This is a genomic window from Streptomyces viridochromogenes DSM 40736 (genome assembly GCF_000158955.1).
Lineage (GTDB): Bacteria > Actinomycetota > Actinomycetes > Streptomycetales > Streptomycetaceae > Streptomyces > Streptomyces venetus.
In genome coordinates this window covers 1,094,648-1,119,773 of record NZ_GG657757.1, presented here as the reverse complement: position 1 = coordinate 1,119,773, position 25,126 = coordinate 1,094,648, and the positions used below count along the sequence as shown (strand labels likewise).

Here is a 25,126-nt window from a genome sequence, read left to right as displayed (position 1 = left end):
CCGCCGAGCACGTCCTCGTCGTCGGCGGCGGCCCCGGCGGAGTCGAACTCAGCGCCGAGATCCGCCTTGCCCGGCCCGACGCCCGCGTCACGCTCGCCCACTCCGGCTCCGCGCTGCTCGACTCCACGGGCAGCGAACGGCCGGGGCGCAAGGCGCACGCCTGGCTGGAGTCCCACGACGTCGAGGTACGGCTCGACTCGTTCATGTCGCCCGGCAACGAGTTCGGCACCTACCGCGACGCCCGCGGCACCGTCATCGAGGCCGACCTGTCCTTCTGGGCGACCGGCACCACGCCGAACACGCTCTGGATCCGCCTGGCCGGGCACGGCGACTGGCTGAACCGGACCGGGCACGTGAAGGTCGACCGGACGCTCCGGGTCGAGGGGAAGCTCGACGTCTTCGCCGTCGGCGACGTGAACGACGTCACCGAACTCAAGATCACCCCCGCCGCCCTCGCCCAGGCGGACATCGCGGCCCACAACATCCGCGCCCACCTCCAGGGTTCCGGCAGGCACCGCAAGGAGCCGCGCTCCTACCGGCCGACCCGGCGCACCCCGCTCATCGTGCCGTTCGGCCCGGCCGACGGACTGACCGTGGTGCCCGTACCGGGCGGCGAGTCCGCCGTCCTCGGCAGCCGCACCACCACCATGGCCAAGGCCAAGACCCTCATGACGCCCTACATGCGGCGCCAACTCGGATACACGGCCGCCTGAACCCGGCGCGGGCCGGGGCCGCTCCGTGAGTGATCCACCCCAGTGGATAACCGCTGGTCGGCTCTGGGGTAGGGTCCCCACCGTTTCCGGCTACCGGCTGATGGTGCGCCGGTGCGGAGCGTGTCGGAGGGTGGCAAGACGATGGAATCCCAGTGGGGTGACGGCGGATCCGTGGACCTGGACGACACACGGCTGGAGACGCTCGACCCCCGACCGCTGCTGACGCGGGACTACGAGACGCGACCCGCGCTCGTGTACGAGCGGCTGCGGCAGCAGCACGGCCCGGTCGCCCCGGTCGACCTGCTCGGGGTGCCCGCCTGGCTGGTCCTCGGCTACCGCGAGTCCCTCCAGGTGCTCCAGGACGACGACGGCTGGCCCAAGGGCCTGGAGAACTGGCGCGCCCGCACCGAGGGCAGGGTGCCCGCCGACTGGCCGCTCGGACCGTCCCTGGAGGTCAACCACATCCTGATCCAGGGCGGCCCCGGATACCGACCGCTGCGGACGGCGTGGGACGTGGCCCTCAAGCCGTTCCAGGACCCGCGTCACCCCCAGGCCAAGCGCCTGAAGGCCGCCGTCACCGCCTACGCCGACGAGCTGATCACCCTGGTCGGGCAGGGCGGCCGGACGGGCGTGGCGGACCTGTCCGCGCAGTTCTCCCGGCCCCTGCCGCTGATGGTGGCCAGCCATCTGCTCGGCTTCCCCGGCTCGCAGGGCGACGACGCGCTCATGGACATGTGGCGCGTGCTCGACGCGGGCCCGGACGCCGAGGCCGCGCTGGAGCGCCTGCTCGCGACCCTGGCGGAACTGGCCGCGCTGAAGCTGCAGAAGCCCGGCGACGACTTCCCGTCGTACCTGCTGGCCGCGTATCCGGACCTGTCGCTCGACCACCTGGCACGCGAGCTGTTCATGCTGCTGGGCATGACCTCCGACCACGTCGGCATCCTCATCTCCAACACCGTCGTCGAGGTCATCTCGGGCGAGGGCAGCGTGCGGGCCAGCCTGTCCGCGGGGATGGTCAGGGAATCCATGAACCGGGTGGTCATGCGCAAGCCGCCGCTGGTCAACTTCGTGCCGCGGTTCGCCGCCCGGGACACCCCGCTCGGCAACTACACGATCCGGGCCGGCGACCCGGTGTGGGTCTCCCCGGGCGCCGCGCACGCCGACCCGCTCTTCGCCGACCACGTCGCCTCCGGCACCACCATCAGCACCCGCGCCCACCTGTCCTGGGGAGCCGGCCCGCGCCAGTGCCCGGCGCGCGAGCTGGCCTCCACGGTCGCGGCGGCCGGTGTGGGGCGCCTGTTCGAGCGGTTCGAGCACCTCGACCTCGCCCTGCCCGCCGACCAACTGCCCTGGCGCTCCTCGCCGTTCATGCGCGGTCTTCGCTCGCTGCCGGTGCGCTACGAACTCGCGGCGACGCCCGCGGGCCCGCCGGTGGGCGGCCTCGCGCCCGAGGCGGCCGGCGAGGTCCTGCCGGACCCGTCCGCCCGGCAGCGGTCGTCGCTCTGGCGCTATCTGACCGGCCTGATACGCGGCGGGCGCTGAGGGCGCTGTCCCGCGGGCGCCGGCTCTGGGATGCTGGTGGTGGATCCCGGAACAGGGCGCGAGGGCCCGCGGGGGCCGGGCAGGTACACCTCGATGACCTGCCCGGTTCACACCCGGCCGGACTCCACGGAGTCCGGCCGCGCCCGCCGGGATTCCGGGCGGGCCGCCGACAGGTGCACCGAAGTCGAACTCCACCGCGGTAGAACTCCGTTCGTCGAGGGCTGCACGACGCCCCGTGTGACCGACGGTGATCCAGTGGTGAGGGCCAGAAGGCGGGCGTACCGTCGAACAGGTGGACACCGCAGGCAGCAGCCCGCAGCCGGCCTCACCACAGGAGACCACCACCAGGGAATCGGGTGGTGGCGGAAGTGCGATGGCGCTGCTGGTCATCGCCTCGTGCCAACTGATGGTGGTCCTGGACATCACCATCGTGAACATCGCCCTGCCGCACATCCAGAGCGCACTGGACTTCTCCACCACCAGCCTGTCCTGGGTGGTCAACGCCTACACCCTCACCTTCGGCGGCCTGCTGCTGCTCGGCGGCCGGGCGGGCGACATCCTGGGCCGGCGGCGCGTGTTCATCTTCGGCGTGCTGCTCTTCGTGCTGGCCTCCCTGCTCGGCGGGCTCGCCCAGAACTCCGGTCAACTCCTCGGCGCACGCGCCCTCCAGGGCGTCGGCGGCGCCATCGCCTCCCCGACGGCTCTCGCCCTGATCAGCACGACCTTCCGCGAGGGACCGGAACGCAACCGCGCCTTCGGCGTCTTCGCCGCGGTCTCGGCCGGCGGCGGCGCCATCGGCCTGCTCGCCGGCGGAATCCTGGTGGAGTACCTCAACTGGCGATGGGTGCTGTTCGTCAACGTGCCCATCGGCCTGCTCATCGCGCTCGCCACCCCGCGCTGGATCAAGGAGTCCGAACGCCACCCCGGGCGCTTCGACATCGCCGGCGCGCTCACCTCCACCGCGGGCATGGTGCTGCTCGTCTACGGGTTCATCAGAGCCGCGCAGGACGGCTGGCGGGACGCGTTCACGCTGGCCTCGTTCGCCGGGGCGGTCCTCATCCTGGCGACCTTCGTCCTGATCGAGCGGCGCTCCAGACAGCCCATCACACCCCTGCACATGTTCGCCGACCGCAACCGCGCGGGCACGTACGGCATCATGCTCTGCCTGGCCGCGGCGATCTTCGGCATGTTCTTCTTCCTGACGCTCTTCGTGCAGGGCGTCCTGGGGTTCAGCCCCCTGCAAGCCGGACTGGCCTTCCTGCCGGTCACCGCCGTCATCGCCGTCGGCGCCGGACTGGCCTCACGGTTCCTGCCCGTCTACGGGCCCAAACCGTTCATGGTGGTGGGCGCGATCCTGGCCGCCGCCGGTCTCTCCTGGCTCACCCTGACCGACGTCCACTCCACCTACGCGGGCAGCGTCCTCGGGCCGATGCTCGTCTTCAGCATGGGCATGGGCATGGAGTTCGTGTCGCTGACCCTCATGGCGCTGTCCAACGTGCCCACCCCGGAGACCGGCGCGGCCTCCGGACTCCTCAACGCCACTCAGCAGGTCGGCGGCTCCCTCGGCCTGTCCATCCTGGTCACGATGTACGGCACGGCCAGCACCAACGAGGCGGAGACACAGATCCCGGCCTTCCTCCAGCAGGCCACCCCGGCCGAACGCCTCCGGTTCCAACGCACCGGGCAACTGCCCAAGCCCTGGTCCGACGAGATCCTCACCGCCGGCGTCTCGGCCGCCTTCATCATGGCGGCGATCTTCACCGCCATCGCCGCCCTGGTCGCCCTGTTCGTCATCCAGGTCCGCCCCTCCGACCTGGAACGCCTCAAAGGCGGAGCGGGCCCCGGACCCGTGTGAGGCCCGCCCCGGCCCTGGCCGGTCTACGCTCAGCTCCGCGACGCGATGACCAGTGCCGGCCGGTCGGCGACCAGGAAGGTGAGCCGGTCAGTCCCCCAGGGCGCCCGGGAGGCCGGAGGCGTCCGTGCCGAGCTTGCGGTAGACGGAGGACAGCAGGTGCCGCACGCCCTGCTCCGTGAGCCGCAGGTCCGTCGCGATCACCGACGCCGGATGGCCCTGCACCGTCATCTCGGCGGCCCTGCGCTCCTGGGCCGTCAGCATGTCCGTCTGCGCGTAGCGCAGGGGCAGCGGGCGCATCCCCGCGGCCGAGAGCTCGCGTCTGGCCCGGTCGGCCAGACCCGCGGCACCGCAGTGCACCGCTCCCTCCAGCCCCTGGTAGAGCCGGTCGGCGGCGTCGTGCAGACGGCCCGCGCGGGCCAGCGCGGCGCCATGGCCCACCAGCGCACGGGCCAGTTCGTACGCGGCGGGTGACCGCTCCAGGTGGTCGACGGCCCGCGTGTGCAGTTCGAGCGCCGCCTGGCCGCCCGTCACCTCGGCCTGGACGTGCAGCGCCTGGCCGATCGCGGACGCCGCACCGAAGTCCCGGGCCCGCTTGACGGCGTCCTGGGCGTGCAGGACCGCCTGATCGGGAGCGGTGCGCGCGAGCGCCGAGGCCAGTCCCAGCTGCCAGGGGCACCACGCGGGGTTGTGCCAGTCCCGCGACTCCAGCCAGTCCCCGACCTCGGACAACAGGCTCGCCGCCTCGGCGAGCCGCCCCTCCGCCAGGAGCAGTTCGGCGTACACCGTGCGGGGATCGGGGAAGATGACGGCGTTGGGAACGACGTCGCCGTAGTGGTGGGTGTCGGCGAGCCGGCGCGCGTCGGTGGTCCGCCCGCGGGCCAGCAGGATCTGGATGAGAATGCCGATGGCGAACCACTGTGCGGGCACCGCTCCTTCGACGCGCTCGGCGGTGTGCAGCCCGGCCCGGACGAGTTCCTCGGCCTCGGGCAGGCAGCCACGGCGGTAGCGGATGTAGCCCAGGAGCGTCTGGCCCTGCGCCAGATGGGAGCCGCGCCACCCCATGCGCTCGCACTCGGCCATGCCCCGGGTGAACAGCTCTTCGGCGCGTCCCGGCTGGTCGCAGTACATGAACAGCAGGGCGACCGCGACGGGCACCTCGAAGCCGCGGTTCTCGTCCGTCCAGCTCATCCCTCCGCGCAGGGCCTCCTCGGCGTACTCGAGGGCGGTCCGCCGGGGCTCGCCGCGTACCAGGGCGTCCCACGCCCGCAGACCGAGGATGTAGCGCTCCTCCAGGCCGCGCCCGGTCAGCTTGTCGGCCAGCCGCGCCAGCCGGCGCGAGCGGGCTGAGGAGTCGGGCTCGTCGGCGCGGAACGCGCTCCATACGAAGTGATCTGCCTGCATGCGCAGTCTGACACGCGGGTTGGTGGTGCGCCGCGCCTCGTCGGCGGCCACGGTCGCGGCCTCGGTCAGCCGGTCGGTGTGGGCCAGCGCCTGGGTCAGCCGGTAGACGACGGAGGCCCGCAGCTCGGGGGCGATGCCGGGCCTCTTCAGCGCCTCCCGGAGGTGGTTGACCGTGGCCGTGGGCTCGATCAGGAAGGTCGAGCAGGCCAGTTCGTGCAGGAGGGCGGCGCGGTCCTCGGCGGGGGGTGGCTCCCGCAACGCGCGGGTCAGCACGCGCCGGGCGGCCTCCGGTGCTCCGGAACGGAGGTACTCCCGCGCGGCGGCGCGCAGGCAGGCGACCGTCTCCGGCCGGTCGTCGCAGGGCACCTCCAGCAGGTGCCGGGCGGCGGTGGTGGGGTCGGAGCACACCGTCTGGGCGGTGTGGGCTGCCGCGTCGTGCATGCCGACGCGCAGGCCCGAGGGGATGTCGCGGTAGACCGTCGTGGCGATCAGCGGATGGACGAACTCCAGGCTGCCGACCGGCTCTTCGGCGTCCGTGAGGATGCGGCACGCGCGCAGCTTCTCGGTCGCCTCGGCGGCTTCCGCGCTGCCGACCACCGCGAGACCGGCGGCCGCCTCCGGGGAGAAGGGCCCACCCAGGACCGCACCCGCCCACGCGAAGCGGACGGTGCTCGGGCCGAGTCGCTTGAGGCGCTCGATCAGGCCGGGGCCCTTGATCGCCGCGGCGAGGTGACGCATCACGGGCAACTCGGCCCGGGTGCCCCTCACCCGCCGCTCGCGGAGCCTGATGGCCAGTTCGACGGTCTCGAAGGGGCTTCCGCCGGTGACCGTCCAGCATTCGCCGCAGAATTCGTCCTCGGCTTCCTCTCCCACCGCGTCCCTGATGATCCGCGCCACACCGGTCTCGCCCAGCGGGGACAGTACGTGCGGGCGCTGCTCGTGGCGTTCGACGAGCGTGCGGAACGAGGTCGCGTCCCGGGGGAGTTCGTTCGGCCGGTAGCCGACCACGACCAGGAGAGGGAGGTCCGCGACCCGGGGCGCGAAGGAGGCGAGCCAGTCGAGGGATTCGGTATCGGCCCAGTGCAGATCGTCCAGGAGCAGGACGACGGGCGCGTTGGTCATCGTCAGGCGCGTCATGACCCAGTCGAGGCCGTCGCGTACTCCGGTCGGGTCCGGCACCCGGGCGGGGTCCGTCGCCTCGAGACCGAGCGCGGCACCGACGATGTCGTACCAACTGCCCAGGAACCTGCGGCGTTCGGTCTCGCTCATCGCCGCCAGGGTGGGCTGCATGATCTGGCGGACGACGCGGAACGCCAGGCCCTGTTCGTTCTCGCCGCCCTTGCCCGACAACACCGTGAACCCCTGCGCGGCGGCGCGGGCGCGCGCCGCCGCGATGAGTGTCGTCTTGCCCAGGCCGGCCTCGCCCGTGAAGGCGAGCAGCCCGCCGCGGGGTACCCGGTGCATGCCGTCGACGGTGTCGCGGAGCTCCGCCAACGCGCGGTCGATGGCCAGGAGTTCCTCGTCGCGCTCGAGGAGAGGCCGGTGTTCGGTGATCGGTTGCCGCAGCCCATGGGCCATGTGGTCTACCGCTTCCTGTCGTTGCTCCCCGCCGGACGGGGCGAGCGTACGCTCATGTGCAGGCCCCTTGGCCAGGTCGGAACAGGAGGTAGACAGGGAGGGTGAATTTTCCGCGGGAGCGCTTCGAGTCTCAACCTTTCGGGTAGCCTGCTCTGTTTCCGCCCCATTCGGGAACTCTGAGGCGGAGGCGGCCGGTCCGTCGGTCCGTCGGTCAGAGCCCTGCGGGTGCCGTCAGCGTGTCCGCGTACCGGGGCACGGTACGGGACCAGAAGTAGCAGCCGCGGATCCAGCCGGCCATGCCCTCCACGTAGCCGATGCCGGAGGGGCTCAGCTCCGGCCTGACCTCTCCGTAGAGGTCCTCGAACTCGCGGATCGTGCTGTTGATGTGCCGTACGGCCAGCGTGACGGCCGCCGGCAGGGAGCACCGGTGCGTCCGCCGGTAGGCGAGGGCCAGGTTGATCATGCCGCCCGCCCGCTGCTCCTTCACCGCGGAGAAGAGGTCGGGTATCCAGACCGCCGCATCGGCCGATAGTCGGCTCAGGCGTCGCATGGCGGGGTGGTGGAGCTCCTCCGGGGCCAGTTCGCACCGCTGCGCTGCCTCGCACAGCGGGTAGAACGGCTCGACGCCCGCGATGAGGGAACGGATGGACCGGCACAGCCCGCTCTCCACCGGGGCGGGATGGGCCTGGGCCACCGCTTCGTACAGCAGGCCGTGCACGTACTCCCGGCTGTTCCAGGCCCAGCGTGCGGCCTGAGCGGGTGTGCACCGCTCCTGGACCTGGCGGTGGAGGTCGGCCAGGGCCGCCCCGAGCGGGGTGGTGGGTGGTTGGCCGTCGCGCAGGATCGCGACGCTCTCGGACAGCATGGGCAGCAGCCGGCCGGGCGAGTGCCGGCCGATGTCCTCCGCCCGGTCGTCGAAGACGAACTGGTAGGCGATCTGGTTCGCCGCGATCTGGAGGAGTCCGGAATCCATGTCCGGGCCGTTGAAGGCCGCGAGTTCGGCGGGTCGTGTGCAGGAGATCATGGCCGCCACCGCCGGGTCGTCGGTCAGCCCCCATGTGCTCAGCCAGTGGTCGACGCCTGCCGCCGCTTCGGACGCGTGGGGATTGCGCTCGAACGGAAACGGCATGTAGAGCTGCGCGTCGATCAGGTCCCTCAGATCGACTGCCGGAATTCCGTCCGGGCCGGCGAGCGCGATTTCCTCATGTGTCGTGGACATCTTTGCCACCTGCCGTTCGGGAGTTGTGGACGACGGGCGCGGCGGCTTTCCGGGGTGCGCGGGAATCCACCTGCCAAGGTGCGTCGACCTGCCGACTCGCTCGGCGTTCGCAGGACATGAACAAGCCTCGCGGGCCCAGCGAGGCCGCGGGGCGGAGCCGTTCCTCGTAGTCCGGCAGATGGCGAAGTCGCCAGTGCCGGGCGATGAACGCGATGGCCACCGTGGCCTCCGCCAGGGCGAGTGTCTCTCCGAGGCATTTCCGGCGGCCCGCGCCGAACGGCATCATCGCCGCGGAGTGGACCGCGTCGGTCCGGCCGGGCAGCCAGCGGTCGGGGAGGAACCGGTCGGGGTCGGGGAACAGAGCGGGATCGTGGTGCAGGAGATACGGGCTGTACATGACGGTGGCGCCCTGCGGCAGCCGGTGCCCGGCGAGCTCCGTGTCCTTCGTGGCGACGCGGGTGAAGAGCCATCCGGGCGGCCGGTGGCGAAGGGTTTCGGTGAGGACGCGCCGCGTGTGTTCGAGGAGCGGCAGTTCGTCGGGGCCGGGCGGCCGCCCCGAGGCGAGCACGGCGTCGGCTTCGGAGCGCAGGCGGTCTTCCTGCTCGGGATGGAGCGCCACGAGTGCCAGGGCGGAGGAGAGGCACAGGGCGGTGCTCTCGGCGCCGGCGAACAGCAGTGTGATCACCTGGCCGTGGACTTCCTCGTCGCTGATCACCGTCTCCCCGCCGTCGCCCCGCGCGGCCGCCAGCAGGGTCCCCAGCAGGTCGTCCCGGTCGTCATGGGCAGAGCCTCGCCGGCGCTCGGCGACAGCCGCGTCGACGATCGCGCGCAGGCCCTCGGAAGCGTGGCGGTAACGGCGGTTCGCCGGCGTGGGAATCCGGAACAGGGCGTCGACCGGGAGCACCGTCCGGACGAACATGCCGCGCGTAACGGTGGCCAGGCACCTGCGCATCTCCAGTGCCGTCGCGGGGTCGAGCGAGTCGGAGAAGAGGACGCGGCTGACCAGGCGTGTCGACAGGTCCAGCATGGCCGCGCTGATGTCGACCGCCTGCCCGTCCCGCCACGTCCGGCACACCGACTCCACTTCTTCGCCCATCATCCGCACCTGGTCGGCGACACGTGCCTTGCGGAAGCCGGGCTGGAGCAGCCTGCGCTGGCGCCGGTGATCCCGCTGGCGGCAGGTACCGACGCCGTCACCCAGCAGCGTCCGCAGTCTGTCGTAGAGCGGGCCGCCCTTGTCGAAGGTGTCCGGGTCCCTGAGTACCTGGTGGACCAGGTCCGGGTGGCAGGCCATCCAGGCACGCTGCGGACCCAGGCGTATTTCGACCAGATCGCCGTACGCGGGCAGAGATTCCAGAAAAGCCAGCGGCCGACGCACCAACGCGATACCGTGGCCGAGGAATGGGAATATGCCTGGAGCAGTGCCCACTGTCCAATCTCTGGCCGGTCCGGGAACAGAGCCGATCATCGAATACCACCTGCCTTGGTTGGCACACGGGATTGTGGTGCGGTTGCACCGAGTTGATGCTCGTCTCAGTCCTGCCCAGTAGGCTCTGTTGAAGGCTTGGCGAATCCTTTCTCCATAGGGGCGCACGGATGCACGGAGGCGCGTCGAGCGAGTCATGATTGCCGCATGTGCCCCAATTTCCCAATGTATTTCTGTGCACAGAGAAAACCATGTTCCGTCTGTGCTCCCGCGCAGAGCCGAGCTATACGGCCCCCGCCATGAGGAGGCCCGCCCACAGCGCGGTGCGGTGGGAGATGATCCGGCAGGACGTGTTCGTGCCGGGTGTGGACAGCGTCCCCGACCGCGTCGAGACCGTCGAGGAGAGGGCGGCCGAGGGCGGAGACGAAGGTGCCGTCGCTCGCCCCACACAGAGCACGTCCCTCGGCCTGCCCACGGTGTGGGCCTCGGCGAGCGGCGGAGCCCGGCGCCCTGGAAGCGCGGTGCCACCGCCCTCCGCGCCGGTGCTCAGGGCCGGTCGGGTGCGTCCGCCCCGGTCGGCAGCGGCGGCTCCGCCTCGACGCGCCGCAGCTCCTCGTCGGTGAGGAGACGCGAGCGCAGCAGGAAGCGGACGCCCTCCGGAGCCTCCAGGGAGAAGCCGCTGCCGCGTCCGGGGACCACGTCCACGGTGAGATGGGTGTGCGACCAGTACGCGTACTGGTCGGCGCTCATCCAGAACGGGGTGTCCCCGGCCACCTGCCCGAGCAGGACGTCCGAGGCACCGACCCGGAACTCGCCGCGCGGGTAGCACATCGGGGCACTGCCGTCGCAACAGCCGCCGGACTGGTGGAACATCACCGGCCCGTGCGTCCCGGTCAGCTGCCGCAGCAGGTCCTCGGCGGCGGGGGTCAGTTCGACCCGTCCCGTGCGGGTGGGGTGGCTGGTCATGCGATCTCTCCTGGCGGCTAGGGGGCTTTAGGGGTGTCCAGCCATGGTCGCCCGAAATACGCTGACGGGGAATGCCGGCCGCATTCTGTCCGAATTCCCCGTGTGGCAAGGCGTCGTGCGATCGTCACCCTGCGGTGGCCGATGGCAGCACACGCCGAGAGGAGTTCCCGCATGAGCGTGGCCCAGCCGAACGTGGTTCTCCGAGGCTGTCCTTCGTCCTACCTCGCCGAGGAAGAGCGGGTCCGGCACGTGCCGGACCCCGGCGACAGGCTGAAGTTCTATCTCGGCAACCGCTACGAGCATTTCGTACCGACCTCCGAATGGGAGGTCCACGACGGCGTGCGCCTGCGCGTCTTCGTCTGGACGGGAGCCACCAGGCCGGCCGAGTGAGCATGACCCCAGCACACAGAACGACGGCGGCGCCCGCCCGGGCCGCCGCCGTCGCCGTTGTCCGCGCCCGAGGACGGGCGCACCAGAACAGGAAGGCACCATGAACGCCGCCGATCCGTGGATACGACGCTTCTTCCCGACCCCCGACGCCCCCGTGCAACTGGTCTGTCTGCCGCACGCGGGCGGTTCGGCGTCCTTCTTCCGGCCGGTGGCCCAGGCGCTGAAGCCCGAAGTCGAGGTGCTCGCCGTCCAGTACCCGGGCCGGCAGGACCGGCACCACGAACCGATGATCGACACCATCGGTGCTCTCGCCGACCACGTCTTTCGGGCCGTGACCCGCGCCGTCGACCGTCCCTTCGCCCTGTTCGGGCACAGCATGGGCGCGACACTGGCCTTCGAGGTCGCCGTACGGCTGGAGCGGGCCGGGCGGTTCGCCGAGCGGGTCTTCGTCTCGGGCCGCCGCGCACCGTCGTGCCGGCGGGACGAGCGGGTGCACCGGCGCGACGACGCCGGGATCATCGCCGAACTGCGCAGACTCAGCGGCACCGACCAGCGGATCTTCGGAGACGACGAGCTGATGCGCATGGTCCTGCCGGCCGTCCGCAACGACTACCGCGCGGCCGAGACCTACGTGTGCGCGACGGACCACCGGCTCAGCAGCCCCGTCACCGCGCTGACCGGAGACGGCGACCCGAAGGCGAGCCATGACGAGGTACGCGCCTGGAGCGCCCACACCACGGGCGGCTTCGAGATGGTGAGGTACCCCGGCGGCCACTTCTTCCTCGTCGACCACGCACCGGACGTCATCCGTGTCATCAACGAGCGTCTGACGCGGCCCGCCCCGGCACCGCGCTGACACGCCGAGCGAGGGGCTGCCGGGCCAGCGCCCGGTCCACCAGGGCGCCGGCGGCCCCCGTGTAGCCGGCCGGGTCGCACAAGCGGTCCAGCTCCTTCGGGGCGAACACCCCGGCCAGCTCCGGCAGATGCGCCAGCACCTCCGGCAGCGGCCGTCCCGAGCCCGAGGCCAGCTCCGTCGCCATGCTCAGCAGCCGTTTCGCCGCCGCCTTGCCCAGTCGCGGCGCCAGCGCCGCGGCGAGCCGCTCGGACACCAGCGCGCTACCGATGAGCGCCACGTTCTGCCGCATCCGCTCCGGCCGGACCTCGAGACCGGCCGCCAGCTCCACGGCGGTGTGCGCCGCCCCGCCCGTCAGCCGCAGGCACTCCCGCAGCAACTGCCACTCCGCGTGCCACGGCCCCGCCGACCGCTCGTCCTCCGTGACCAGGCACTGCGTGAGGCCGGCCGCCAGCACCGGCACCTGAAGCGCCGCGCTGCGCACGAGAGTCGCCAGTACCGGGTTGCGCTTCTGCGGCATCGCCGAGGAGACCCCGCGCCCCGCCACGGACGGCTCGGCCACCTCACCCACTTCCGTGCGCGTCAGCGACTGCACGTCCACCGCCAGCTTGCCGAGCGCACCCGCCGTGAACGCCAGGGCCGCCGCGAGGTCCGCGATCGGAGTGCGCAGCGCGTGCCACGGCATCGCAGGGCCGGCCGCCAGCCCCGTCTCCGCGCCGAACGCCTCCGTCAGCTCCGCCACATACCGCGCCACGTCGAGATCCGATCCGCTGTCCCCGTCGCGGCCCCGGTCCCTGTCGTCCCGGTCCGTGGCCCCGCCGGAACGGGCCGCCGCGCGGCCGTCGATCCGGGCGTACTCGACATAGCCGGCGAGCGTCCCCGCCGAACCGCCCAGCGACACCGGAAGCGCCACCAGCACCAGCTCCAGCCGGCGATCCGCGTCCAGCAGCAACTGACGCCACCCCGCGGCCTTCACCCCGAACGTCGTGGGAACCGCGTGCATCGCCAGCGTCCGGCCCGCCATCAGCGTGTCCCGGTGCGTCCCGGCCAGCTCCGCCAGCGCCTCCGCCGCCCGCCCCAGATCGGCCCGGATGATGCGCAGCGTCCGGGCGGCCACCAGCATCGCCCCCGTGTCCAGCACGTCCTGACTGGTCGAACCCCGGTGCACGTACTCGGCCGCGGCGGGATCCTCCCGCTCCACCACCCGGCTCAGCGCCTGCACCACGCCGACCACCGGGTTGGCCGTCTCCCGCGCGGCGAGCGCCAGGGCCCGCACGTCCAGAAGCTCGGCGCGGGCCAGCCGGCTGATGGTCTCGGCCGCGGCACGCGGCACCATCCCCCAGGGTGGCCTGCGCCCGCGCCAGCGCCGCCTCGGCGTCCAGCATGGCCTGCAGCCACGCCCCGTCGGACACCGCGGCCTCGGCCGGCGTCCCCGCCCGCACCGGGGAGAGCAGACCGGCGTCCAGCAGGGAACCACCGCCCCCGTCCGGCGCGCTCACACGATCACCCCGAGCAGGTCCGTGTCCGTCATCGACCGGCGCACCGAGGGCGGCACGTGCGCCACGGGCGGCAGCCCGGTCACCGCCCGCGCGATGGCATCCGAGTCGCCGATCGTCACCGAGTCGACTCCAGGCCGCACCCCCGCCGCGGTCACCCAGTGCACCGACTCCGTCGGCACCCCGAACGCGAATCGCCGAGGGTGCGGCCGGCCGCGCGCGTCCAGCAGGTGGTACGGCCGCTCGGCCACCGCCAGCCCGCCCGTCTCGTACGAGGCACCGCAGCTGGACCGGACCCGGTACGGCCCGACCTGCTCCGTGGCCAGCAGGTGCCGCAGCAGCGGATCGTCGGTGCGGCGCAGGTCGGGCTCAGGAAGCCGGGCCTCGATCAGCGCCCGGCTCCGGACCGGCGGCCCCGGCACGAACGCAGACTCCGCGACGAACGACGGGTCGGCCGTGTCGAAACGGATCTCGGTCCCCGGCCCCGTCAGCTCCAGCACCCCCGCCTCGATCAGCGCGATCATCTCCGCGATCCGGGAGGCAGGCGGACCGATCGACAGGAACGCGTTGAGCGGTGTGTACCACCCCTCCAGGTCGTCCCGGTGCGAGTTGCCCTCCAGACCCCCGTGGTCCACGGCCAGCCGGATCTCGTTGCGCAGATCCCGCAGCACGTCCAGCGCCGCCTTGAGCGGGCCGTTCACATTGCCGCTCCGCGCCGCTTCGAGGTCGCCGCGCAGATGGTCCAGCAACCAGGCACGGAACTGCGCACGGTCCCCGAAGTGCTGCCCGCGGCACGGCTGCGCGATCCGCTCCCAGTCCCAGCGGTCCGCCACGGCGATGCCGAACTCCTCCAGCAACGGCGAGGTGTCGCCGTTCACCGGAACGGCAAGGAACCGCTCCTCGAACACCGCCCGTTCCGCGCCCCGCCCGCGGGCCTGAAGCAGCGTGGCGTAGTAGACGCCTTCCACCTCCCGGCAGATCAGCGGCCACAGGTCGGTACCGAAGTGCACCCGCTCCCCGTCCACGCCCCGGGCCCGCAACGCCGCCGCGTGCTCGGCCGTCAGCAGCCGCGCCCGGTGCCGCCCGAACGGCCCCTTCTGGTTCTCGCCGCGCGCGTGGTACGGAACACCGCGCCGCGAACTGGCGTACATCACCGGTTCCTGCCCGGACGGCCGGTACACCAGGCGGCCGCCCTCCTCATGGAAGGAACCTCCCCGGCCCAGCGTGAACAGGGCCATGTAGTCGAAGTAGTTGAGCCCCAGCCCGCGCAGCAGCACCGGAGTGCCCGGCCGGATTCCGCTCAGGTCGACGTCCGCCGGATTGGCGGGCGTCACATAGGTCAGGTAGTGGATGCGGGCCAGGGTCGCGGTCCGTTCCTGACGCGGTGTGAGCCTGCTCGGCACGTGCCCCTGCGCCAGCACGATGGCGTCCAGGCTGTTCAACCGGGTGCCGCACGCCAGCCGCACCCCCTGCGGTCCGCCGGGCACGCCGTGCGTGTCGGCCATCGCCACCGCCTGGGAGGCGTGCACTCGCACGGTGACGTGCGGCGGAGCACCGGCCACGATCCGTTCGAAGCAGTCGTTGAGGTAGTGGCCGTAGAAGGCCCGCGTCGGATAGGAGTCCGGCCCCAGCGACTTCGCCTCGCCCAGCGTCTCGGCGTCGTAACCGCCCCGGCCGGCCAGCGGCCCCAGCAACGCCAGTTGCTCCGCCCACTCGTACAGGCTGGGGCCCGGCTCGACGGGACCCTCGATCCGGGTGCTCTCGTCGGAGTAGATCGTCACCTGCGACGCCACCGTGTTCATCAGCAGATGGCGGGACTGCTCAGGACGCCACACGCGTCCGGCGCCCGGCGGCCACGGATCGACGAGGTGCACCAGCACGGCGGACGAGGACGGCGCCGCCCGTTCGTTCGCACACAGCCGCTCCAGCACGGACAATCCGCGCGGACCCGCGCCGACGATGCAGATCTCCATGGTGCCGTTCATACGGACGCTCCGTCCCGGTGCCTGGGAATCCGGCCGCCGGAATCGTCGCGAGGCATTTCCGCGCAGGTCAACCAAGCCCTTTCGGATCCGTCAAGTCGTCCCGGGTGTGCATTCCCGGAACCCGCACCCCTGCCTCGTTCGGCCACGGCGCTTAGGGGGGTGCCAGGGGTTGTCCGTGATCCTCCTCCCTGCCGAGGATCGAAATGCCGAGAGCCGGAAGCCGGAATTCGCGCTGCCGTTTTCAGGATCTCGCGCCGGGTCAGGTCGGGTCGGAAGGGATTGCACCTCATGACGGACGAGCGGAAAGTCGTTGACTACCTGCGGCGAGTGACAGCGGATCTGCATGAGACGCGGCAGCGCCTTTCCGAGGTCGAGTCGAGCATGCGGGAGCCGATCGCGATCGTGGGTATGGCGTGCCGTTATCCGGGTGGGGTGGGTTCGCCGGAGGATTTGTGGCGTCTGGTGGCCGGGGGTGTGGATGCGACGTCGGAGTTCCCGGCGGACCGGGGCTGGCCGGAGGACCTGTACGACCCGGATCCGGATGCGTCGGGGAAGTCGTATGTGCGGCGTGGTGGATTCCTGGATGACGTCGCGGGCTTTGACGCGGAGTTCTTCGGGATCTCGCCGCGTGAGGCGTTGGCGATGGATCCGCAGCAGCGGTTGCTGCTGGAGGTGTCGTGGGAGGCGCTGGAGCGGGCGGGGCTGAAGGCGGAGGAACTGCGCGGCAGCCGCACCGGCGTCTTCGTCGGCGCCTCGACCTCCGGCTACATACCCGAACTCGACCAGGCCCCGGACAGCGTCGAGGGCTACACCCTCACCGGCAACCACGCCAGCGTCCTCTCCGGCCGCGTCTCGTACTTCCTCGGCCTTGAGGGCCCCGCCGTGACGGTGGACACGGCGTGCTCCTCGTCGCTGGTCGCTCTGCATCTGGCGGTGCAGGCGCTGCGGCAGGGCGAATGCTCCCTCGCACTCGCCGGCGGCGTCACCGTGATCACCAACCCCACGGCGTTCGTGGAGTTCTCCCGTCAGCGGGGCCTGGCCGAGGACGGCCGGTGCAAGCCCTTCTCCGCCGCGGCCGACGGCACGAGCTGGGCAGAGGGCGTGGGCGTACTGGCGGTGGAGCGGTTGTCGGATGCCCGGCGCCTGGGGCATCGGGTGCTGGGTGTGGTGCGTGGCTCTGCGGTCAACCAGGACGGCGCGAGCAGCGGGCTGACGGTGCCGAACGGGCCGTCGCAGCAGCGGGTGATCCGGGCGGCGTTGGAGAACGCGGGCCTGCGCGCGGCTGATGTGGATGTGGTGGAGGCGCACGGTACCGGGACGCGGTTGGGTGATCCGATCGAGGCGCAGGCGCTGATCGCGACGTACGGCCAAGACCGCCCCGGGGGCCGGCCGTTGTGGTTGGGGTCGGTGAAGTCGAACATCGGTCACGCGCAGGCGGCCGCGGGTGTGGCCGGGGTGATCAAGATGGTGATGGCGTTGCGGAACGAGAAGTTGCCGCCGTCGCTCCACATCGGCGAGCCCACCCCGATGGTCGACTGGAGCGACGGTGATGTCGCACTGCTCACCGATGAGGGAGTGGCGTGGCCGCGCGGTGAGCGCGTCCGTCGGGCCGGAGTGTCGTCGTTCGGGATCAGCGGGACGAATGCGCACGTGGTGGTGGAGGAAGCCCCCGAGGAAGAGAAGCAGCCCGAAGTCGCGGTGCGCCGTTCGGGGTTGGTGTCGTGGATGATGTCCGGGGCCAGTGCGGGTGGGCTGCGCGGGCAGGTCGAGCGGTTGGTGTCGTTCGTGGGGGAGCGGCCCGAGGCGGATGCGGGTTCGGTTGCGGTCGGGTTGGCGGGGCGTGCCGGGTTGCGGCGTCGGTTGGCTGTGGTGGGCGGGTCGGTCGAGGAGCTCGTCGCGGGGCTGGAGTCGGCTGTCCGGGAGCAGGCAACGGTGGCTCGTGAGGGTGTGCGGGTGGGGTTGTTGTTCGCGGGTCAGGGGGCTCAGTGGCCGGGGATGGGCCGGGAGCTGTATGAGCAGTCGCCCTTGTTTGCGGGGGTGGTTGATGAGGTCTGCGGGATTCTCGATGGGTTGATGGGTGGCTCGGTCCGGGAGGTGATGTTCGGTCTCGGTGCGGATCGGGAGGTGTTGCATCGGACGGTGTGGGCGCAGGCGGCGTTGTTCGTGCTGGAGGTGGGGCTGTTCCGGCTGGTGGAGTCGTGGGGTGTGGTGCCGGATGTGGTGGTGGGGCATTCGGTGGGGGAGATCGCGGCGGCGCATGTGGCGGGTGTGTTGTCGCTGGAAGACGCGTGTGTGCTGGTGGCGGCTCGTGGCCGGCTGATGCAGCGGTTGCCTTCGGGTGGTGCGATGGCGTCGGTGGCTGCGGGTGTGGACGTGGTGGAGCCTCTGGTCGCGGGTGTGGCCGGCGTGGGTGTAGCGGCCGTGAACGGTCCGGCCTCGACCGTGGTCTCCGGTGATGAGGACGCGGTGACCGTCGTCATGGCCGCCTGTGAGGAACAGAGCATACGGACACGGCGGTTGAGGGTTTCGCATGCGTTTCATTCGGCGCGGATGGATCCGATGCTGGCCGAGTTTCGCTCTGTGGTGGAGGGGCTGGAGTTCCGTGAACCGGCGATCGGGATCGTGTCGACGTTGCTGGGACGTCTGGCGGAGCCGGGTGAAATGGGCGCACCGGAGTACTGGGTTCGCCAAGTCCGTGAGCCGGTGTTGTTCGCCGCGGCGGTCGGCGAAGCCCTGAAGGGCGGGGTGGGCGCGTTCCTGGAGGTGGGTCCAGGTGGCACGCTCACGGCGATGGCGCAGGAGTGCGTCACGGACAGCGACACCCTGCTGGTGTCCATGCTGCGCAAGGACCGCCCTGAGTCCGCTTCGGTGCTTCAGGCGGCCGGCAAGCTGTGGACCCAAGGCGTCGATATCGACTGGCAGTCGATCCTGCCCCCGGCCCCGCCCGTGGAACTGCCGACCTACGCCTTCGACCACACCCCCTACTGGCTGGAACAGGACGGCACCGCGCCCGCCGACCCGGTGGAGAAGGAGTTCTGGGACCTGGTGGAGAGCCAGGACGCAGGGCAGCTGAGCGCGCTCGTCGGGCTGAACGACGACGAGCGTTCCGCGGCCGGTGCGGTGCTGCCCGCACTGTCGTCCTGGCGGCGTCGCCTGAGGCGGAGCAGTCTTCTCGACTCCTGGCGGTACAAGATCGACTGGAAGCCCGTGGCCGTCGGCACGGCGGGCCTGTCCGGGACCTGGCTCGTGGTGGTCCCGGCGGGCCGGGGCGGTGAGGAGCCGGTGGCCGGGTGCGTCCGGGCCGTCACCCGGCACGGCGGCGAGGTGCGACAGCTCGTGGTGGACACCGGAAGCGACGAGGCCCGGGCCGGCCTGATCACGGCGCTGCGCGAAGCGGCCACCGGGACACCGGAGATCGCGGGCGTGGTGTCGCTGCTGGGGCTGGCCGAGGCGCCGCTGCCCGCGCATCCCGAACTGCCGGCCGGTGTGGCGGGCACCGTCCTGCTGGTGCAGGCGCTGGCCGAGACGGGCATCGACGCCCGCCTCTGGTCGGTGACGAGCGGTGCCGTACGCGCGACGGACGAGGACGGGACGGTGCGGCCGGCGCAGGCCTCGGTGTGGGGGCTCAGTCGTGTCGTGGCGCTGGAGGAGCCCAAGCGCTGGGCCGGTCTGATCGACGTGCCCGTGACGCTCGACGACCGGGCGGGGGAGGCGCTCGCGGCCGTACTGGCCGGGAGCGGGGACGAGGACCAGGTCGCCGTCCGGGACGGTGGCGTGCTGGCCCGCCGGCTGGTGCGCGCCCCGCTGGGCGGTTCGGCGCCGGAGCGTGAGTGGCGGTCCGGGGGCACCGCGCTGATCACCGGCGGCACCGGAGTGCTCGGCGGGCTCGCGGCCCGCTGGCTCGCCGCTCATGGCGCGACCCACCTGCTGCTGGTCAGTCGCGGCGGACCGGACGCCCCCGGGGCGTCGGAGCTGCGGGACGAACTGACCTCCATGGGCGCCGAGGTGACGATCGCCTCCTGTGACGTCTCCGACCGCGCGGCGCTCGCCGCACTGCTGGCCGGTGTCCCGGCCGAGCATCCGCTGACCGCCGTCGTGCACACCGCGGGCGCGCTCGGCAGGGGAGCGGCACTGCTCGACTCGGATCTGCCCGAGATCGCGGAACTGTTCGCCGGCAAGGTCACCGGCGCGGTGAACCTGCACGAACTGACCGCCGGCACGCCACTCGACCTGTTCCTGCTGTACTCCTCGAACGCGGGTGTGTGGGGCGGTGCCGGGCAGGCCGGTTACGCCGCGGCCAACGCCTGCCTGGACGCCCTGGCGGAGCACCGCCGTGCCGAGGGCCTGACCGCCACGTCCGTGGCCTGGGGGGCCTGGGCGGGCGGTGGCATGGCCGACGACGAGGAGGCCGTCGCCTGGCTGGGCCGCAGCGGTATGCGCACTCTCGACCCCGAGACGGCGATGGCCGCGCTGCACCAGATCGTGGAGCACGACGAGACGTGCGTGGTCGTCTCCGACCTGGACTGGCCGCGGTTCGCCGAGACGTTCACCACGGCCCGGCCCAGGCCGCTGATCGCGGAGATCCCCGAGGCACGGCGGGCCCAGGAGGAACCGGCGGCCGAACCGGGGGAGGCTCCGCTGGCGCGGCTGATCGCGGAGACGGCCCCGGCGCGCGGACCCGTGGTGCTGTTCGAGGCGCTCTGCACCGAGGTGGCCGCCGTTCTCGGGCACACCACGGTGTCCGAGTTCGACCGTGAACTGCCCTTCGGCGACCTCGGGTTCGACTCCCTCACCGGTGTCGAACTGCGCAACCGGCTGGCCGCAGCCACCGGGCTGGGTCTGCCGACGACGCTGGTGTTCGACCACCCGACGCTCGGCGCGCTCGCCGAGCACCTGCTCGGTCTGCTTCAGCCGCGGCAGGAGGAACAGTCAGGTCTGGTCCTGGGCGAGATCCATCGTCTGGAGCGGCTTCTCGGCTCGCTCGCGGACACCGAGGACCGGGACGAGATCACCGGCCGGCTGGAGACGCTGCTGTGGAACTGGCGTCGTGCGGCCCACGGTGACGACGACCCGGACCCGGTGGCTCTCGACTCCGTGGCTCTCGACTCGGTGTCGGACGACGACATCTTCGGCCTCATCGACAAGGAGCTCGGCGACAGCTGACCCGGCGGGCGGCCCGGCCGACGGACGGTGAAGACCCCGGGTGCGGTGACGACATGGCCTCGTCACCGCGCCCGGGGCCTTCGTGCCTCACGCTCCGCACCGGCCCGGGAGTCAGGCCCCGGACTCCTGGAAGCCGTCCTCCAGGCAGGCCAGCAGCCGGTCCAGCTCGGCGGCGGGATCCAGGTCGGGCTGGTTCGCCCAGCGCAGCATGACGTCCATCATGATCCCGAAGATCGCGCCGCTCAGCGCCCGCACCGCCGCGTCGGCCGGGTCGGCGCCGGTGCGCTCCGCGACCAGCTCGGCGAGGGTGCGCAGCATCTGCTTCACATTGCCGAGGCTCGCCGACCACAGCTCGGGCACGGTCACCATCAGGATGTCGCGGTCGCGCTGGGTGTTCATCTCCGAGGCCGAGAGGCCGTCCAGGGTGCTGTGCAGGGCGCGGCGCATGGCCTGGACGGGCGGCAGTTCCGGCGGCTGGGCGCGGAAGGCGCGCACGAAGAACGTCTCGTCGTCCGAGAGGACCAGGTCCTCCTTGGTGGCGAAGTAGCGGAACACGGTGCTCGCCGACACCTCGGCCGCCTCGGCGATCTGCTCGATCGTCGTCGCCTCGTAGCCCTGGTCCCGGAAGAGCCGCAGGGCCTCCTGCTGGATGGCCGTCCGGGTCCTGGCCTTCTTCCGCTCCCGCTGGCTGATCTTCCCGGGATGACGGTCGGTCCCTTGCGTCGGCTTCAAGTTGGGCACGCTCATGCTCCACATTCTCCAGGCTCTCCGGCCGCCCGCCCGGCGCGGCCGTACCGCGCCACGACGTCATGCGGCGGTGGCACCCAGGAAGGTTCTCAACCCCCCAAAGTGCTAGTAGGCTATCAATTGAAAGTCGACTCCCAAAAGAAAGTTGCCTGTCATGAGGCTCGTTCTTTACCGGCTGGGGCGCGCGTGCTTCCGGCGACGACGCCTGGTCTCGTTACTGTGGGTCGCCGTCGTCGTCGCCGTGAGCGTGGCCGGCGCGCTGCTGTCCAGGCCGACCGTGGACTCGCTCGCCATCCCGGACACGGAGTCGCAGCAGGCGATCGACCTGTTGGACGAGCGCTTCCCGGAGGCCGCGGCCGACGGGGCGGTGGCGCGCGTCGTGTTCGCCGCGCCGCAGGGCCGCGAGCTGGACCGCCCCGAGTACCGGCAGGCGATCGGACGGGTCCTCGGTGAGGTGCGCGACCTGCCGGACGTGGCCGACGTGACCGACCCGTTCCAGGAGAAGGCGGTCTCACCGGACGGGCGCATCGCCTACGCCCAGGTGTCCTACTCGGTCACCAGGAACGACCTGGCGGACAAGGACCGTGAGGCGCTGCTGGACACGGCACAGCCGGGCACGCGGGCCGGCCTGACCGTCGAGTTCGGTGGCGAGGCGGCCCAGCCGAGGCCCGGGCAGGGGGCGGGCGAACTGCTCGGACTGGCGGCCGCCGCCGTCGTCCTGTTCGTCACGTTCGGCTCGTTCGTCGCCGCGGGGCTGCCGCTGCTCGCGGCCATCCTGGGCGTGGTCTTCAGCCTCAGCATGATCGAGGTGAGCACCCGCTTCGCGGACCTCAACTCGGACACCACAGCCCTCGCGCTGATGCTCGGCCTCGCCATGTCCATCGACTACGCCATGTTCGTGGCCTTCCGCTACCGGGAGGAACTGCGGGCCGGCGAGGACCCCGAGCACGCCATCGGCACCTCCGTGACGACGGCCGGCGCCGCCGTCCTGTTCGCCGGGCTCACCACCGCCATCGCGCTGGCGGGTCTCGTCGTCGTCGGCATCCCGATCCTCACGCAGGTCGGCCTCGCCGCCGCGTTGCCCGTCCTTCGTCTCCACCGCGTTCGGCCTGAACCCTCGGTACCGCGCTCCTCGGCTTCAATCGGGCCGCCGGATCCAACGGCCGGCGCGCCGCCCACGTGCGGGACAAGGCGAAGCTCGCCCAGGTCCACGCGGAGGCACAGCACCGCGCGGAGGGCTACCGGGCCGACGGAAAGCCCACGTTCGGCATGCGCTGGGTGCGCCTCGTCGTCCGCAGGCCCCTCACGTTCTGCCTCGCCTCCGTGGTCCTGCTGGGCGTCCTGGCCGTGCCCGCGCTCGATCTGCGACTCGGACTGCCCGACGACAGCGCCGAGCCGGAGAGCTCCACCTCGCACCAGGCCTACGACCTGCTGACGGAGGGCTTCGGGCCCGGGTTCAACGGGCCGCTGACCGTGGTCGTGGACACCGCGAAGAGCGGCAAGGACGCGGCGGCCACGGCGGAGGGCATCGGACGGGAACTGGCCGGGATCCGGGGCGTGGAGGACGTCAGCCCGCCGGTGCCCAACAAGTCCGGTGACGCCGCGGTGATGTCCGTGGTGCCCGGCAGCGGCCCCACCGCGGCCGCGACGGAGCAGGTCGTGGACGACATCCGGGCGGCGGTGAAGGACACCCGGGACTCGGGCGAGGCGGCCGTCGCCGTCACCGGCCAGACCGCGATCAACATCGACATGTCGAAGCGGATCGGCGACACACTGCTGCCCTACCTGCTGATCGTCGTCGGGTGCGCCTTCCTGCTGATGATCATCATCTTCCGGTCGATCCTGGTGCCCGTGAAGGCGACGCTCGGCTTCCTGCTCAGCCTCGCCGCCACCTTCGGAGCCCTGGTCGCCGTGTTCCAGTGGGGCTGGCTGAACGACCTGCTCGGCATCCACTCCACCGGCATCATCGTCAACCTGCTGCCCGTCATCGTCATCGGCCTGTCGTTCGGGCTGGCCGTGGACTACGAGATGTTCCTCGTGACCCGGATGCGCGAGGAGTACGCCCGTGGGAACACGCCGGCCGAGGCCATCGTCAAGGGCTTCATGCAGAGCGCCCGGGTCGTCACGGCGCTGGCCCTCATCATGATCAGCGTGTTCGCGGGCTTCATCCTGGCCGACGCCGACCTGACGAAGTCCTTCGGATTCGCCCTCGCCGTGGCGGTGTTCCTGGACGCCTTCGTCCTGCGGGTGACCATCGTGCCCGCCGTGATGGCGCTCTTCGACCGCGCCGCCTGGTGGCTGCCCCAGTGGCTGGACCGCAGGCTGCCCCACCTCGACATCGAGAAGTCGGACATCGCCCCGCCGGAGACCGACCGCGACCTGGAGGAGAGCGCCGGCTCCCGCTCCTGACCGGCCTCCCGGCACACGACAGCGGCCCCCGCCGGTGCGGGGGCCGCTGTCCTGACCGGACCCGCCGGGTCGTCAGCCCTTCTTCTTACGGGCCCCCTTCATCCGGTTCTGCCCGAACCCCGGAGCCTTCTCCTCGTCGTACGAGGGGCCCGCCTCCAGCAGGGAGTACGGCAAAGTACGGCCGCCCGCGACGCGGTACCGGTCCCAGTCCACCCGGGCAACGCCTGCCACGCCCGCACCACCGGCGCCCCCGGCGACCGGCAGCGCGAGCAGCGCGTCCAGCACCTCTCCGCCGGGCGCCGCGTACACCCCGGCCCCGGCGAACGCGGTGGCCGTCTCCGGCGCCTCGTCGGCGGCATCCAGCCACGGCCCCCAGGCCGCCGCGACCACCGGCAGGCCTGCCGCCCGCCGGTGAGCGGCCAGTGCGGTCAGGAACGCGTCGGCAGCCGAGCCGACGACCGTTGCGGACCGGCCGGGCAGCGAGGTGACCGACGTGGACAGCACGAAGAAGTCCAGGCCGTCCGCGAACCGCCGCGTCAGCTCCACGGGACCCCGCAGGGCTTCGGCGAGCGCGGCGCCGAACCGCGGCCCGTCCAGGTCCTCCAGGCGTCCGTCCGCGCCCTGCCGCGGCAGCGACAGCACACCCCGCAGCGGCGGCCGGCCGTCGGCCAGCAAACCCGCGAGGCCGTTTCCACCCCGTCCCGCCGACGCCAGGTCCCCGGTTGCCAGCTTGCACCCGCTCGAACACGTTCCGAGAAGGTACTCGAAGACCTTCTTCTGGCCAGAGGGGGTGCGCACCCGCCAGCACGACCGAGCGGGCCCCTCGCGCGGCCAGCCACTCCAGCGCCACCGCCGCGTGCCGGGCGTCGCCGCCGGCGACCAGGTACGTGGCGTCCGGCCGCAGCGCCGGCCGTGCTCCGCCGCCGACCGGGACCGGCCGCCCTTCCAGACGGGCCTCGAACCAGCGCCCGCCCCGCCGGGCCAGCCGCCCCGCGCCCGGCAGCCGCGTCACCTGCCCGAGCAGGTCCGCCACCGAGGGCGGCCCCTCCTCGGGGTCGAGATCGACCTGCGCGCACGGCAGGTGCGGGTGCTCCCACACCAGCGACGTGAACAGCGCCGACAACGGTGCCTGTGCCGGGCGCGGTGAACCGCCCGCGAGACCGGTCGCCGCGCCCGCCGAGCAGAGCACGATCCGCGGCGCCTGCTCCGCCTGCCCCGCGTACTCCTGGAGGAACCCCCGCAGCAGCGCCAGCGTCCGGCCGCCCCGGCGGCACGCGGCGTCCAGCGGGTCGTCCGAGCCGGGGAGCTCCTCCGAGGCGCTCTCCTGCCCGTGGCCCGCGTCGTCGACGAGAAGCCCGGCCACCGTGACGCCCCGCTCCCGCA

At 72.1% G+C, this 25,126-nt stretch carries 15 protein-coding genes and 2 pseudogenes; 9 read left to right on the top strand and 8 right to left on the bottom strand.

Annotated elements, in window-relative coordinates:
• The 3 genes from SSQG_RS04725 to SSQG_RS04715 form a co-directional block, all read left to right on the top strand.
• Positions 1-713 (top strand): FAD-dependent oxidoreductase (locus tag SSQG_RS04725; RefSeq protein ID WP_003988566.1); only part of this gene is annotated, 713 nt, incomplete at its 5' end.
• 141 nt (positions 714-854) lie between these two features.
• On the top strand, positions 855-2,255 hold the full coding sequence (locus SSQG_RS04720) for a cytochrome P450 (protein ID WP_003988565.1): 1,401 nt from the start codon (positions 855-857) through the stop codon (positions 2,253-2,255).
• Positions 2,256-2,628: 373 nt separating this feature from the next.
• Positions 2,629-4,110, top strand: a complete 1,482-nt coding sequence (locus SSQG_RS04715) for an MFS transporter (protein WP_039931953.1) — start codon at positions 2,629-2,631, stop codon at positions 4,108-4,110.
• 87 nt (positions 4,111-4,197) lie between these two features.
• Here SSQG_RS04715 and SSQG_RS04710 read toward each other — a convergent pair whose 3' ends face one another.
• From SSQG_RS04710 to SSQG_RS04695, 4 genes are all read right to left on the bottom strand, one after another.
• Entirely contained in the window at positions 4,198-7,089 is a 2,892-nt protein-coding gene (locus SSQG_RS04710) for an ATP-binding protein (RefSeq protein WP_039931952.1), read from the bottom strand.
• A gap of 211 nt (positions 7,090-7,300) precedes the next feature.
• Positions 7,301-8,308: a (-)-alpha-amorphene synthase gene (locus SSQG_RS04705; RefSeq protein ID WP_039931950.1), complete on the bottom strand. Its 1,008-nt coding sequence runs from the start codon at positions 8,306-8,308 to the stop codon at positions 7,301-7,303.
• Positions 8,292-9,776, bottom strand: a complete 1,485-nt coding sequence (locus SSQG_RS04700; RefSeq protein ID WP_078506801.1) for a cytochrome P450 — start codon at positions 9,774-9,776, stop codon at positions 8,292-8,294. The genes SSQG_RS04705 and SSQG_RS04700 overlap by 17 nt, the downstream gene beginning before the upstream one ends.
• A 504-nt stretch (positions 9,777-10,280) precedes the next feature.
• On the bottom strand, positions 10,281-10,700 hold the full coding sequence (locus tag SSQG_RS04695) for a DUF779 domain-containing protein (protein WP_003988560.1): 420 nt from the start codon (positions 10,698-10,700) through the stop codon (positions 10,281-10,283).
• A gap of 171 nt (positions 10,701-10,871) precedes the next feature.
• On the opposite strand from SSQG_RS04695, the gene SSQG_RS04690 reads away from it, so the two are divergent.
• Positions 10,872-11,090 (top strand): DUF5988 family protein, encoded by a 219-nt coding sequence (locus SSQG_RS04690; protein WP_039931948.1) that lies wholly within the window; start codon positions 10,872-10,874, stop codon positions 11,088-11,090.
• 100 nt (positions 11,091-11,190) lie between these two features.
• Positions 11,191-11,946: a thioesterase II family protein gene (locus SSQG_RS04685; RefSeq protein ID WP_003988559.1), complete on the top strand. Its 756-nt coding sequence runs from the start codon at positions 11,191-11,193 to the stop codon at positions 11,944-11,946.
• On the opposite strand, the pseudogene SSQG_RS04680 reads toward SSQG_RS04685, so the two are convergent.
• Together SSQG_RS04680 and SSQG_RS04675 are read right to left on the bottom strand one after the other, a co-directional pair.
• Positions 11,906-13,442 (bottom strand): annotated as a pseudogene (locus SSQG_RS04680) (lyase family protein). The gene SSQG_RS04685 and the pseudogene SSQG_RS04680 overlap by 41 nt on opposite strands.
• Complete coding sequence (locus SSQG_RS04675) at positions 13,439-15,424, bottom strand: FAD/NAD(P)-binding protein (protein ID WP_003988557.1); 1,986 nt, start codon at positions 15,422-15,424, stop codon at positions 13,439-13,441. Before SSQG_RS04675 ends, SSQG_RS04680 begins: the two are co-directional and overlap by 4 nt.
• Positions 15,425-15,712: 288 nt before the next feature.
• On the opposite strand from SSQG_RS04675, the gene SSQG_RS04670 reads away from it, so the two are divergent.
• On the top strand, positions 15,713-20,587 hold the full coding sequence (locus tag SSQG_RS04670; RefSeq protein ID WP_003988556.1) for a type I polyketide synthase: 4,875 nt from the start codon (positions 15,713-15,715) through the stop codon (positions 20,585-20,587).
• Between the two features lie 111 nt (positions 20,588-20,698).
• Here the strand turns inward: SSQG_RS04670 and SSQG_RS04665 are convergent, their stop codons facing one another.
• Positions 20,699-21,334: a TetR/AcrR family transcriptional regulator gene (locus SSQG_RS04665; RefSeq protein WP_078506799.1), complete on the bottom strand. Its 636-nt coding sequence runs from the start codon at positions 21,332-21,334 to the stop codon at positions 20,699-20,701.
• A gap of 154 nt (positions 21,335-21,488) precedes the next feature.
• Between SSQG_RS04665 and SSQG_RS42100 the strand changes: the two genes are divergently transcribed.
• Both SSQG_RS42100 and SSQG_RS42095 read left to right on the top strand, forming a co-directional pair.
• The gene (locus SSQG_RS42100; RefSeq protein ID WP_208865619.1) at positions 21,489-22,769 is read left to right on the top strand and encodes an MMPL family transporter; all 1,281 of its coding nucleotides are present in this window, start codon (positions 21,489-21,491) and stop codon (positions 22,767-22,769) included.
• Positions 22,658-23,743 (top strand): MMPL family transporter, encoded by a 1,086-nt coding sequence (locus SSQG_RS42095; RefSeq protein WP_208865618.1) that lies wholly within the window; start codon positions 22,658-22,660, stop codon positions 23,741-23,743. Before SSQG_RS42100 ends, SSQG_RS42095 begins: the two co-directional genes overlap by 112 nt.
• A 72-nt stretch (positions 23,744-23,815) precedes the next feature.
• Here SSQG_RS42095 and SSQG_RS04655 read toward each other — a convergent pair whose 3' ends face one another.
• Complete coding sequence (locus tag SSQG_RS04655) at positions 23,816-24,418, bottom strand: KR domain-containing protein (RefSeq protein ID WP_039931945.1); 603 nt, start codon at positions 24,416-24,418, stop codon at positions 23,816-23,818.
• A 431-nt stretch (positions 24,419-24,849) separates the two neighbouring features.
• On the opposite strand from SSQG_RS04655, the pseudogene SSQG_RS42090 reads away from it, so the two are divergent.
• A pseudogene (locus SSQG_RS42090) lies at positions 24,850-25,126 on the top strand (hypothetical protein); the annotation flags it as partial.